A 16,334-nucleotide genomic window follows, 5' to 3' on the forward strand; every position below is an offset into this window, starting at 1 on the left:
CAGCCATTTACTTAATTATTTTAAGATGATCAATTTACGGTGTAATGAAGTTTCACCAGATTTGAGATAATAGAAATACAAACCTGCAGAAACCGAATTACCAAACTTATCAGTCCCATCCCACTCAATAGTATGGAATCCAGCTTCCTGAACCTCATTAACAATATCACACACCTTTTGTCCTCTTATATTATAGAGGGACAATTTGACATCTCCTGAAACGGGTAAACCATACCTTATGCAGGTATTAAAATCTCTCTCTCCTGATTTTAGATTAAATGGATTGGGGTAGTTCTGGTTTAATGAATAACTGGAAGGAACATCAAGATCTTCGTTGCCTTCAGTTATAAGGAATTCTACAGTAAGCAGATTATAAGGATCACCTAATTTGCTATCTGAATCAAAGATCAACTCATAATCACTTATATATTCATTGCCTTCTGCATCATAATAAGCAAAGTGAAGAGGTTCATTTTCCAAATTACCAACGACAGTGAAATACCAGAAACCGCAATCTAATTGAGGTACATATTGCCAGTAACCATTGCTTCTACAATTACCATCAAGATCAAATACGGCACATGAAATATCATTCAGTGGCAGAATATTGCCAGAAGGAGTTGTCATCTGTGCCATTACGATCATATTGTTTTCAGTACCCGGCATTATTTCCCAGCGCCTGTTTAACGTATTGTCAGTGCTGTTATTTGAATCCTGACTATCATCCCGGTGCTTCTGCCTTGTGAATATCTCAGGATAAGTTAAAGTATCAGGACTTGCTAATTTTACTTTGTAACCAACTCCTGCCTGCATTACGTCAAGATCTCCAAGCCAAATATTCCATTCTGGATAGTAATCAGCGGAATGCTGCTGATCTTTAACAGTTTCCACATTATCCAGGATAGTTGCCAGGGCACTATTCAAACTGTCAGGAGTTTGTGGATAATAAGCTATCCAGTTCCAATCCTCAGTCATCTCAATTGGAGTAGCAACTGGAATAACAGAACCAATAACTGTGAAATCCTGGAATTCCTGGTTCATCTGAACCAGATAACCCTGACCATCGGTAACATATTCCAAATCACCCATCCAATCATTATATTCAGGAATATATTGAGCTGATTGGGTCTGATATTTAACTACATTAACATTATCATCTAAAGGACCAAAGACACCACTTAAGCTTGTATCTTCAGGATGAATATAGAATGATATCCAGTTCCAGTTTTCAATCAAATCAAGCACCTGATTACCACCCATAGCAACAAAGACCATGAAAGTATCACTAACTGCTGAACGATACATACCATCTTCAGCAGTTACCACTACCTCGGTTGTGCCATACCAGTTAAGTATTGAGGATATTGTCAGCCATTCCTGGTTGATCATTGCTGAAATCTGGAAAGTTTCATAATCTACTATATAGGTTAATTCATTATCCACATCCTGGAAGTAATCACTAAGATCGACATCGAATGGATCAAAATCTTCTATAAGATAATAATCAGGTATTTCCTGAACTAACACGGGATCATCGTTAACTGAATTTACAATAACATTCACGCTATCAGTAGCAATTAACCTTGTCTGCATATCATCTACAGTGAAATAGATAACTTCATTTCCATACCAGTTTTCTGGTACTGAGAAAGTTACTACCAGTTGATCGATACTGATATTGATATTAATATTACCTTCTGCAGTCAGTTCTAATTCCGGTGAATCGACATCGGAAATGTATGATGCAAAGTCTTCGATCAATTGCGAATCTTCATTAAAGGTGAAGAAATCTGGTAATACAATCTCCGGGGGATCATTAACATTGATCACTTCGATTGTAACGGTAACTGCAGGAGAATTTACTTCTCCATCATAAGCCATATAATCAAAGAAATCATAACCAACAAATCCCGCATCAGGCGTATAAATAAATGCACCTGAAGCCTGCAGATCCAAATTACCGTGTTGTACATCACCGTTCGGTGCTAGAACAGCAGTTAATAACTCTGGATAATTATCATCAGAATCGTTAACAAGAACACCATTTATCGCACCTACAACAAGAATCTCATCTTCCAGTACAGAATAGTTTTCTGGATAAGCAACTGGAGTTTGATTATCGTAAGATGAAACACTCACTATAGTATCATCCGTATCTGTTCCACCCTGATCATCAGTTACGATTAGAGTAACATTGGTAGTTCCTGTTGGGAAGGTAGCAGAAACAATTTCACCTTCCATTGACTCTCTATTTCTGTCTCTGGATGCAATGCCGGTTTCCCAGCTCCACAACCAGGAAACTATCTCACCATCAAGATCATATGAGCCGCTACCATCGAGCGTAATAACTGCAGTATCAGTAGTATCAGCAATCCCATTATAAGGGTCACCAGCATCAGCTACAGGATTATCATTAACAGAATTGATTGTAATATAAGCATAAGTAATATCTGAATAAACCTGACCATCAAAGGCAACATAAGTAAATTGATCACTTCCGAAATAATTCAATTGAGAAGTATATTCAAATGAACCATCAGAATTTAAACTAATTGAACCATACGTAGTGCCTTCATCCAATATTGCGGTTAGTATTTCTGGATAACCGTCATCACTGTCATTAGCAAGAACACCCTGAGCAGAAAGCACTGTGAGAACAACATCTTCATCAGTTTCATATTGATCCATCTCGGTAACAGGTATCTGATTATTATATGCAGCTATTCCCACCAGGGCTGTATCTGTATCAATTGCACCTTCTGAATCAGTTATTGTAAGAGTTACTATTGTAGTATTAACTGGGAAGCTTGCAGAAACAATTTCACCATTAGCGGATCCTCCAGACCATGTCCATAGGTAACTAACAATGGAATTTTCAGCATCAAAACTTCCTGAAGCATCCAAAGTGATCACTGCGGAATCAGTCTCATCGGCCTGGGCATTATAGGGACCTCCAGCATCAGCTACAGGTTCGTCATTAATCGAATTTATTGAAATCGTAACTAGTGTTGATGTTGAAATCACCTGTCCATCGTAAGCAACATAGGTAAATGAATCAGAACCATAGTAATTACTCATTGGAATATAAGTAAATGAACCATCAGAATTTAAACTTATTGAACCATAAATAGTGCTGTCAGCCAATATTGCTGTTAGTATTTCAGGGTAACCATCATCTGTATCATTAGCTAAAACTCCCTGAGCAGTATCAGCAATGAGAATTGTGTCTTCATCAATATTGTAATTATCAGGTAAAGCTACAGGGATCTGGTTATCGTATTGAGCAACTCCAACGTAGGTGCTATCAGTATCGGAATCACCACTATCATCGGTTACTGTTAAAGTGACAGTCGTAGTTCCTAATGGGAATACTGCTTCCAGAATCATTCCAGTAGCTACATTATTATCATCCCATGTCCACTGATAAAGCACTATTGACCCATCAATGTCATCGCTCTCACTCGCGTCGAGCGTAATTGTAGCATATCCCGTGTTATCTGCCTGAGTTTGATAAGGTCCTCCAGCTTCGGCAACTGGTAGATCGTTTACAGATTCTACATAGATTGTTACCTGCACCACATTAGAAAAGGTTTGACCATCAAATAAATAATATCTGAACATGTCTGTTCCATAATAATTGCTATCAGGGATGTAAGTGAATGCTCCATCCCATCCATCAATTTCATAAACCAGGGTACCATGAGTAGTACTATCAGCTAAGATCGCAACTAAACGACCAGGATATCCATCATCCGTATCATTGACCATTATACCTGTTGAAGAAGTAACAACAAGATTTTGATCTTCTAAAGTATAGAACGAATCAGCTACAGCAACTGGTGTAATATTAATATAATCTGAAATTCCTACATAACTTGAGTCTCTATCTGTTGCACCATTATTATCCGTAACGGTAAGATATACTGTTGTTGGTCCTACAGGGAATGATGCTGTAGCATTAACACCAGTAATTGATAGAGTATCATTCCATGACCACAGGTAAGAAATTATTTCACCATCAAGATCATAAGAAGCAGAAGCATCAAGAGTAACTTCTGCAAATCCTGAAAGATCTGCCTGTCCTGGATAAGGTCCATCTGCATCAGCTACCGGGGCATCATTTACAGCAGTAATATTAATTAAGACTAATGCTTCTTCAGAATAATCAAGACCATCAAAGGCTATGTAACGGAATCTATCCTGACCATTGAAATTCATAACAGGTATATAACTAAATGATCCATCAGAATTGAATTCAAGGCTACCGTGTATTACAGAATCAGTCAGGACAGCCGTCAGAGAATCAGGCCAGCCACCTGGAACTGTATCAATATCATTTGCCAGAACACCATTTTCTGAAATAACAAGTAGTTGAGTGTCTTCTGCAATTGAATAATTATCACCTATAGCGACTGGTGGCTCATTAGTCATAGATATGATTTCAACCGTGAAATCAGCTGAACCAATACCATCATCATCATCAGTAACAACAAGAGTCATATTATGAATTCCAACATCAAAGGTATAGGTAAATACTGCTGTTTCAGATATGATATTATCATTTAATAACCATTGATAGGAAACGATCTCACCATCAAAATCATAGGATTCTGATCCATCTAATGCAACATCTGCCATTCCAGATAAATCAGCCTGAGCTATATAAGGACCTCCTGGAACAGCTACTGGTAACATATTTGTATAGGCATTAATCGTGAGATATAATGTATCTCCTGGAGCTGAATAAGTGTATTCTTGAACAAAGCACATGAAGTCAGCACTTTCATCCCAGACTGAGAAATAGATAATCTCTGAATAATCACCGAGTATTTCGAAAGTTGTAAGGCCTTGAGTTCCATTATTGATTACTTCACCTTCACCACGAGGAATACCATTGAGATCAAATACACCCACCATATCACCCGAAGCTGCAGGATAATCATCAATATACACGGTACACACCGCAGTAGTATAATCATCCCAGATATTCGGATTTATATACCAGGGATAATCTGGAAGATCTGGTCTTGCATATCTTGTAGCAGCAATGGGCAATTCATCAGGAGGATAACCAATATCGTACCCGGGATTTGTATATGTGCTAAAGGCAACACTGAGTACTTCATCTACACTGGCATCCCAGACGGCAAAACGAACCTGTTCGATAGTTTCACCCTGAATATTCATTGTTACATGGGCACTGATCTCGCGATTTCTTCCATCATCTATGTGATAAACACTTGCAACTGCTCTACACTGGTTACCCACAAAAGCACCTACTTCATCTCCAATTGCTGCAGGTTCTTCATCAATTGTAACTATTCCATAAGCTATTGTACTATTTGTGTAAGTAACAATATCCCATGGTTTGGGGAAAATCTGTGATGGTTCTGCCTGTGCTCCAACAGTAACAATAGCTTCATCAGAATCTGTTGCTCCATAATTATCGGTAACAGTAAGCTGAACATTATAAATACCTATCGGGAATACAACAGAAACGAATTCACCAATGGCACTAATACGCGCTCCATTAAATGAAGATGCATTGATTTGAAGTTCGTTAGGTGGATAACCAATATCTCCACCAGGATCAGTCATATAAGTATTACTTACAGAATATACCTGGTCTGTACTGCTATCCCAAACAGCAAATTGAACTTGTTCAACTTCTTCACCCTGAATATTCAGAGTTACTAGAGAAGTTAAATCTCTCCGAGTTTTTGAGTTTCTTTTTCTACTGTTATCCAATGTTATATCAGCTACACCTCGACATTCATTACCAACAAAAGCAGCAACCTGATCGCCCATTCCGGCCGGTTCTCCATCAATGGTTACGATACCGTAAGCAATAGTACTGTTAGTATAAACTACAGGTTCCCAAGGTCTTGGGAAAACAACGACTCCGCCGCCATCCCAGTTCCAATAGTAACTGACAATAGTTCCATCAGTATCATAAGATCCCGATCCATCAAGGGTAACTTCTGCATATCCATCTTGAGCCTGTTCAAAATAATCTTCACCTGCATCTGCTACAGGACTGAGATTTTCTGCAATCACACTAACTGTTGTTACGTCGGTAGCTGTATCTCCATCATTATCAGTAACTGTTAATGTAACTTCATAGTCTCCAGGTAGAAAATCATAACTTGGAAATTCACCATATATGCAGGTTTCTTCTGTTGATTCTGTATACGCTGCTATCGGTAGAAGATTGGGAGGATAACCAATATCATAACCTGGATTGGTCATTGTAGTATAATAAACCGAAATTACTTCAGCTTCACTAACATCGTAAACTGCAAAGTGAACCAATTCCACTGATTCTCCCTGAATATTCAAACTCACTATCGAATTTCTACTATTATCGGTTACAAAACCAATACCCCTGCATTCATTACTTACGAATGCTCCCACTTCATCACCTGGAGAAGCTGGTTCTCCATCTATTGTAACTTCACCATATGCAACTGTTGTATTTGTATAATTAACTATATTCCAAGGTCTTGGGAAAGCAGTTCTTACTAATGATGTCTTACTAAATCTTGAATTTGTAATAACTGCTATGGGTAATAGATCTGGTGGAAGACCAATATCATTTCCAGGACTGGTTTGTGTGGAATAGCTCACATTATATACTTGATCACTACTCTGATCCCAGACTGCAAAATGAACTGTTTCTACGGTTTCACCCTGGATATTCATTGTTATAATAGAATTACGAGAATTATCTACAACAACCCCAATCCCTCTACATTCGTTACTTACAAAGGCACCAACTTCATCACCTGGGGATGCAGGTTCACCATCTATGGTTACTTCACCATAAGCCACGGTGCTGTTTGTGTAGAAAACTATATCCCAAGGTCTTGGGATATTGCCTGAACTACCTGGTGTACCACCCCAACACCATTCATAACTTACGATTTCACCATCAATATCATAACTTCCGGATCCATCGAAATTAACTGTTGCCACTCCCGTCTCCGTAGAAGCAATCTCTTCATAAGGACCACCGGCAACGGCAATTGGTGGATTATTATATTCTGTTACAGTTACTGTAGTTAAATCTGTATCAGTGGCACCTCGGTCATCAGTAACAGTAAGAGTTACGAAGTAATTACCTACTGGATAATAAACCAACGGATTTTCACCATATACGCAATTATAATTAATCTCTGTAACTGCTGCAATTGGTAACAAATCAGGAGGCAGACCAATATCATTACCTGGATTAGTCTGAGTGGAATAATTAACTGTTAAAATTGCATCTTCACTTGCATCATAAACTGCAAAATTAACCGTTTCAATCGTTTCACCCTGAATATTCAGCGTTGCTATTGACGTTCCTTCAACCATAGCTATATTGCCAACTCCACGGCATTCACCATTTATAAACGCACCAACCTCATCATCTAAAGTTGCATTTTGTCCATCAATAGTGACTCTTCCATAAGCTACAGTACTATTTGTATAATAAACTGGCTCCCAAGGTCTTGGGAAATTCCTGCTACGACTATTACCTAGAGACGTTCTATTTGAGGTAGCTGCTATCGGTAATAGATTCGGAGGATATCCCAGATCTCCACCAGGATTACTTTGAGTTGAATAGATAACACCATATACAGCATCTGCACTTTGGTCATAAACTGCAAAGTTCACAGTTTCAATCGTTTCACCCTGGATATTAAAGGTCACAATTGCCTCTGTTCTATTAAGTGTCACAAAACCGACTCCCCGGCATTCATCATCAGCAAATGCACATACTTCGTCTCCGATTTCTGCTGAAACTCCATCAATTGTAACTCTTCCGTAAGTAACTGTGCTATTAGTATAATTCATTACATTCCAGGGACGAGGGAATACGTAGCCATACGAACCAGTTGTCGATATCGCATTTATTGGTAGAAAATCTGGGGGATAACCTATATCATTACCCGGATTAGTTTGAGTATAATATGATACAGACCAAACCTGATTTTCACTATAATCGTAAACAGCAAAGTTTACTGTCTCTTCAATTTCTCCCTGGATATTAAAGGTTGAATATGAACTATTATTATCAACAAAAACTGATCCAACGGCTCTACATTCACCTTGTACAAAAGCACCTACTTCATCGCGAATTGTGGCATTTTCCCCATCAATTGTAACACGAGAATAAGCAATAGTACTATTTGTGTAATTTACAACATTCCATGGACGCGGGAAGATGGTACTACCATCACCAGCCCAGCACCATTCATAACTTACAATTGATCCATCCAGATCATATGATCCGCTACCATCAAGCTGAACACCTGCTACTCCACCTTCCTGAGCCTCGGCTTCATAAGGGCCATCAGCATCAGCTACAGGTGGATAATTATAATCAGTGATTGTTACTGTAGTTTGATCAGTTGCAGTTGCTCCATCATCATCAGTCACAGTCAAAGTCACTTCATAAGTACCTGTTGGGAAGAAGACATCAACATTCTCACCATATACACAGTTCAATGTTTCATTTGGGACCTCAGTGGATGCAGCAATTGGCAATAAATAGGGTGGATAGCCAATATCATGTCCTGGATCAGTCATTGTTGTATATATTACCTGTAATACTTCATCTTCACTACTATCCCAGACCGCAAAATTGACAATCTCAACTACTTCACCTTGAATGTTTAGACTCACTATTGAAGTTCTTGCAACATCAGTCACAACACCATTTCCCCTACATTCACCATTAACAAAAGCACCTACTTCGTCTCCAGGAGATGCAGGAATTCCATTGATTGTCACCTCTCCATAGGCTACGGTACTATTTGTATAATTCACTACATTCCATGGACGCGGGAATATTGTCCGATTAATTGATCCTGAAGCAGCAATTGGTAGAAGATCCGGTGGATAACCAATATTACCACCCGGATTTGTGTAAGTAGCAAATGTAACACCAATCACCTCTCCCACACTTAAATCCCAAACTGCAAAATTGACTACTTCAACCGATTCACCTTGAATATTCATAGTAACAATCGACTGACCACCATTATCTACTACATTTCCAATTGCTCTACATTCATCTTCAACAAAAGCACCAACTTCATCGCCAGGAGATGCAGGGATTCCATCGATTGTAACCTCACCATAAGCAACAGTGCTATTAGTGTAATTTACAACATTCCAGGGGCGTGGGAAGACTTGATACCCAGGTGTATTACCAACTGAATATCCTGCTAATGGTAATAAATCTGGTGGATATCCAATATCATTTCCAGGATCTGTTATTGTGAAAAATGAGACCATACAAATCTCATCTTCACTCACATCATAAACTGCAAAATGTACTATTTCTGGTTCTTCTCCCTGAATATTCATTGTCACCATGCCATCACTATTAATTATACTTACATATCCCAAACCTCGGCATTCTCCATTTATAAATGCTCCTACCTCATCATATTCGGCTGCATTTTCACCATCAATAGTTACAATACCATAGGCTATAGTACTATTAGAATATACTTCTGGTGACCATGGTCTTGGATAGTATTCCGAACCTTGACCATACCAGCACCATTCCCAACTGACTATTTCTCCATCAAGATCATAAGATCCACTTCCATCAAGACCGATTTCACCTAATCCATTTATTTCTGCTTCTTCCAGATATGGACCATCAGCATCCGCTACAGGTTCATAGTTGAATTCTGTAATTATTACTGTTGTTGTTTCACTATCTGTGGCTCCATCATCATCTGTGACAGTAAGGGTTACTTCATATTCACCAATTGGGAATATCACATCAAGGGTTTCACCACTGAAACAGTTGGCAAGCTCCTGAAAAACTTCTGTTGCTGCTGCTATAGGTAATAGGTCTGGTGGATAACCAATATCATTTCCAGGATTTGTCATCGTTGTGTAAGAAACATCTAAGACTGTATCTGCACTATAATCATATACTGCAAAGGATACTGTCTCTGCTAACTCACCCTGGATATTAAGACTGCTTATTGATTGACCGGAGAGCAGGGATATATCTCCTACTCCTCGACATTCACTTCCCACAAATGCTCCTACTTGATCTTCTTCTGTTGCCAGTTCGCCATCTATTGTTACGTTACAATATGCCACGGTACTATTAGTATAATTGACCACATTCCAAGGACGTGGGAAACTTTCTCTTGAAAGAGAGAATTTGCTGCTTCTTCCACTGATCGCATTAATAGGTAAAAGATCTGGCGGATAACCAATATTTCCACCTGGAGCCGTAAGGGTAATATAGGCGACGCTATAGACTTCATCCATACTTGCATCATAAACAGCAAATTGTACTGTTTCAATGCTTTCTCCCTGAATGTTCATTGTAGATATAGTCATGCCTTCATAAATAGCAATATTTCCTATACTTCTACACTCTCCATCCACAAATGCACCTACTTCATCATTAACAGAGGCAGAATTTCCATCTATCGTTACCTGGCAATAAGCTACTGTACTATTTGTATAATTCACTACATTCCAGGGACGTGGGAAGATCTCTACTTCCTGACCGATACCTGAATAAGCATAGATCGGTAATTCTGCTGGCGGATAACCAATATCTCCACCTGGATTAGTTGAGGTATAATACGTTACATTGCATATTGTACTCTCACTTATATCATATACTGCAAAATGTACGGTCTCTACTTCTTCACCCTGAATATTGAGCGTTACTAAAGCTTCAGATCCTTCTCGACGCACAAAACCTACTCCACGGCATTCTTCACCTACAAAGGCTCCTACTTCATCATCATCCATAGCTGCAAGTCCATCTATGCGTACTTCACCATAACAGATCGTACTATTACTATAGATCTCCGGTAGCCATGGACGTGAATAGTATAATCCACCTTCTCCAATCCAGCACCATTCCCAGCTTACTATCTCACCATCTACATCATGAGATCCACTTCCATCAAGATTTACTGTTCCAAGTTCGCTCTCTGGATCAGCTACTTCTTCATAAGGTCCGCCGGCATCTGCTACTGGTGCTTCATTATATTCCAGAACGGTTACGGTTGTTGTTTCACTATCTGTGGCGCCATCATCATCTGTTACTGTCAATGTTACTTCATATTCACCAATTGGGAATATCACATCAAGGGTTTCACCACTGAAACAGTTGGCAAGCTCCTGAACTACTTCCGTTGCTGCTGCTATTGGTAACAGATCTGGTGGATAACCTATATCATTTCCGGGATTAGTCATTGTCGTGTAAGATACATTTATGACGGCATCTGCACTATAATCATATACGGCAAAGGATACTGTCTCTGCTGACTCACCCTGAATATTAAGACTGCTGATCGATTGACCTGAAAGGAGTGAGATATCTCCGACTCCTCGGCATTCACTTCCTACAAATGCTCCTACTTGATCTTCTTCTGTTGCCAGTTCGCCATCTATTGTTACATTACAATATGCTACTGTACTATTAGTATAATTGACTACATTCCACGGAAGTGGGAAGTCTTCTCTTAGTGTGAAAATGCCTCGACTGCTGCTGGCTGCTACTGGTAATAAATTCGGTGGATAACCGATATCATTGCCCGGATTCGTCAAGGTACTGTAGGATACTCCATATACGGAATTAGCGCTTAGATCATAAACGGCAAAGTTTACGGTCTCAACGCTCTCGCCCTGAATAGTTACTGTAGATATTGCATCTGATCCACTCATCACTACATTGCCAACTCCACGACATTCACTATCTACAAATACACCTACTTCATCACCGGCTGCTGCTGCTGAACCATTGATAGTTACATCGCAATACGCTACCGTACTGTTGGTGTATGTTACCATATTCCAGGGACGTGGGAATACATCGGGTCCTGTACCTCCATTACTTAGTGCTGCTATTGGCAACATGTTTGGAGGATAGCCTATGTCTCCACCGGGATTCGTCAAGGTACTGTAGGATACTCCATATACGGAATTAGCGCTTAGATCATAAACGGCAAAGTTTACGGTCTCAACACTCTCGCCCTGAATATTAAGGCTGCTGATCGTCTCGCGACTATTATCAACAACTACACCTACTCCTCGACATTCGTTTTCTACAAAGGCTCCTACTTCATCACCGAATGAAGCAGGACTGCCATCTATCGTTACAAGGCAATATGCCACTGTACTATTTGTATAATTCACTACATCCCAGGGACGCGGGAAGATCTCGGTTTCCTGACCTTCACTTGAATAAGCATAGATCGGTATTTCTGCTGGTGGATAACCTATATCTCCACCTGGATTAGTTAAGGTATAATAAGTTACTGTACATATTGTACTCTCACTTATATCATATACGGCAAAATGTACGGTCTCTACTTCTTCTCCCTGAATATTAAGCGTTACTAAAGCTTCAGATCCTTCTCGACGAACATAACCTACTCCACGGCATTCTTCACCTACAAAGGCTCCTACTTCATCATCATCCATAGCTGCAAGTCCATCTATGCGTACTTCACCATAACAGATCGTACTATTACTATAGATCTCCGGTAACCATGGACGTGAATAGTAAACTGCACCTTCTCCAATCCAGCACCATTCCCAGCTTACTATCTCACCATCTACATCATAGGATCCTGTCCCGTCTAATCCTACAGAGGCAAATGTTCCACCTTCCTGGGTTGATTCCTCATAAGGTCCACTGGCATCTGCTACTGGTGCTTCATTATATTCCAGAACGGTTACAGTTGTTATTTCACTATCTGTGGCTCCATCATCATCCGTTACTGTCAATGTTACTTCATATTCACCAATTGGGAATATCACATCAAGGGTTTCACCACTGAAACAGTTGGTAAGCTCCTGAACTACTTCGGTTGCTGCTGCTATAGGTAACAGATCTGGTGGATAACCTATATCATTTCCAGGATTAGTCATTGTTGTATAAGATACATTTATGACGGCATCTGCACTATAATCATACACTGCAAAGGATACTGTCTCTGCTGACTCACCCTGAATATTAAGACTGCTGATTGATTGACCGGAAAGGAGTGAGATATCTCCGACTCCTCGGCATTCACTTCCTACAAATGCTCCTACTTGATCTTCTTCTGTTGCCATCTCGCCATCTATTGTTACATTACAATATGCTACTGTACTATTAGTATAATTGACTACATTCCACGGAAGTGGGAAGTCTTCTCTTAAGGTGAAACTGCCTCGACTGCTGCTTGCTGCTACTGGTAATAAATTCGGTGGATAACCGATATCATTGCCGGGATTAGTCAAGGTACTGTAGGATACTCCATATACGGAATTTGCGCTTAGGTCATAAACGGCAAAGTTCACTGTCTCAACGCTCTCGCCCTGAATAGTTACTGTAGAGATTGCATCTGATCCACTTATCACTACATTGCCAACTCCACGACATTCACTATCTACAAATACACCTACTTCATCACCGGCTGCTGCTGCTGAACCATTGATAGTTACATCGCAATACGCTACCGTACTGTTGGTGTATGTTACCATATTCCAGGGACGTGGGAATACATCGGGTCCTGTACCTCCATTACTTAGTGCTGCTATTGGCAACATGTTTGGAGGATAGCCTATGTCTCCACCGGGATTCGTCAAGGTACTGTAGGATACTCCATATACGGAATTAGCGCTTAGATCATAAACGGCAAAGTTTACGGTCTCAACACTCTCGCCCTGAATATTAAGGCTGCTGATCGTCTCGCGACTATTATCAACAACTACACCTACTCCTCGACATTCGTTTTCTACAAAGGCTCCTACTTCATCACCGAATGAAGCAGGACTGCCATCTATCGTTACAAGGCAATATGCCACTGTACTATTTGTATAATTCACTACATCCCAGGGACGCGGGAAGATCTCGGTTTCCTGACCTTCACTTGAATAAGCATAGATCGGTATTTCTGCTGGTGGATAACCTATATCTCCACCTGGATTAGTTAAGGTATAATAAGTTACTGTACATATTGTACTCTCACTTATATCATATACGGCAAAATGTACGGTCTCTACTTCTTCTCCCTGAATATTAAGCGTTACTAAAGCTTCAGATCCTTCTCGACGAACATAACCTACTCCACGGCATTCTTCACCTACAAAGGCTCCTACTTCATCATCATCCATAGCTGCAAGTCCATCTATGCGTACTTCACCATAACAGATCGTACTATTACTATAGATCTCTGGTAACCATGGACGTGAATAGTAAACTGCACCTTCACCAATCCAACACCATTCCCAGCTTACTATCTCACCATCTACATCATAGGATCCTGTCCCGTCTAATCCTACAGAGGCAAATGTTCCACCTTCCTCGGCTGATTCTTCATAAGGTCCGCTGGCATCTGCTACCGGGGGATTATTATATTCTGTGACGGTTACGGTTGTTGTTTCACTATCTGTAGCTCCACCATCATCCGTTACTGTCAATGTTATTTCATATTCTCCGATCGGGAAATATACACTTAGCATTTCTCCCGTCAAACAGCTTTCTGTTGTTACTTCAGTTGTTGCTGCAATAGGTAACAGATCCGGAGGATAACCCAGATCTCCGCCTGGAATTGTCTGGGTCGTGTAAGATACATTTAAGACTGCATCTGCACTATTATCATATACTGCAAAGGATACTGTCTCAGGATTATCTCCCTGAATATTCAAGGTTGTTATTGCCATTGTACCGTCATTAGTTACGGTTCCTACTCCACGGCACTCTCCATCTACAAAGGTTCCTACTTCGTCGCCTGTTGCTGCTAATTCTCCGTCTATGGTTACTTCACAATATGCTACTGTGCTATTTGTATAGGTTACAAAATTCCAGGGACGTGGGAAGTCTTCTCTTAGTGTGAAACTGCCTCGACTACTGCTTGCTGATATTGGTAATAAATCCGGTGGATAACCTATATCTCCGCCTGGAATTGTCTGGGTCGTGTAAGATACATTTAAGACCGCATCTGCACTATTATCATATACTGCAAATTCTACTGTCTCGGAATTATCTCCCTGGATATTGAGCGAACAGATCGCCTGACTGCCACTTATAGTTACGGTTCCAATTCCACGGCATTCGCTATTTACAAAAGTTCCTACTTCATCTCCGGCTTCTGCTGGTGATCCATTGATAGTTACTTCGCAATATGCTATAGTACTGTTGGTGTATGTTACCATATCCCATGGGCGTGGGAATGAAACTGTTCCCGTTCCGCCACTGCTGGTTGCTGCTATTGGCAACATGTTTGGTGGATAACCTAGATCTCCACCAGGAATTGTCTGGGTGGTATAGGATACTCCATATATCGTCGATGCACTTGCATCATATACATTAAATTCTACTGTCTCGGGATTATCTCCCTGGATATTTATCGAACAGATCGCCTGACTGCCGTTTACAGTTACGGTTCCAACTCCACGGCACTCGCTATCTACAAAGGTTCCTACTTCATCACCGGCTTCTGCTGGTGATCCATTGATAGTTACTTCGCAATAAGCTACTGTACTGTTGGTGTATGTTACCATATCCCAAGGACGTGGAAAGATCGTTAGCTCTTCTCCACCGCCGCCGCCTGTACTTACGGCATAGATCGGAAGCAGGTCTGGAGGATAACCTAGATCATTTCCTGGTGAGGTTTGAGTATTAAATGTTACTGTACATAACTCGCCAGCACTTATATCATATACTGCAAAATTCACGGTCTCTACTTCTTCTCCCTGAATGTTCAAGGTAGTTATTGCTGTTGTGCCGTCATTCACTACGTAGCCAATACCACGGCATTCTTCTCCTACAAAAGCTCCTACTTCATCATCTGTAGCTGCTAATTCACCATCAATGGTTACTTCTCCATAAGCTACGGTGCTATTGGTGTAATATACTACATCCCAGGGTCTCGGGAAGCTTAATCCACCTTCTCCGATCCAGCACCATTCCCAGCTTACTATCTCACCATCTACATCATAAGATTCTGTTCCGTCAAGTCCCACAAATGCTCCTGTTCCGCCTTCAAGAACTGATTCTTCATAAGGTCCGCCGGTATCGGCTACCGGGGGATTATTATATTCTGTGACGGTTACGGTGGTTGTTTCACTATCTGTAGCTCCACCATCATCCGTTACTGTTAATGTTATTTCATATTCTCCGATCGGGAAATATACACTTAGCATTTCTCCCGTCAAACAGCTTTCTGTTGTTATTTCGGTTGTTGCTGCAATAGGTAACAGATCCGGAGGATAACCCAGATCTCCGCCTGGAATTGTCTGGGTCGTGTAAGATACATTTAAGACTGCATCTGCACTATTATCATATACTGCAAAGGATACTGTCT

At 40.4% G+C, this 16,334-nt stretch carries 1 protein-coding gene; it reads right to left on the minus strand.

Going from position 1 to position 16,334, the window contains the following annotated elements:
- Positions 1–15 precede the first annotated feature (15 nt).
- On the minus strand, positions 16–16,173 hold the full coding sequence (locus RAO94_08285; protein ID MDP8322335.1) for a PKD domain-containing protein: 16,158 nt from the start codon (positions 16,171–16,173) through the stop codon (positions 16–18).
- Between the last annotated feature and the right edge of the window lie 161 nt (positions 16,174–16,334).

It is taken from the genome of Candidatus Stygibacter australis (genome assembly GCA_030765845.1).
GTDB classification, from domain to species: domain Bacteria; phylum Cloacimonadota; class Cloacimonadia; order Cloacimonadales; family TCS61; genus Stygibacter; species Stygibacter australis.

What these genes read in the sequence shown, in the direction of transcription:
- RAO94_08285 (MDP8322335.1), bottom strand. Translation starts at nt 16,173, where the DNA reads ATGCTAAGTGTATATTTCCCGATCGGAGAATATGAAATAACATTAACA.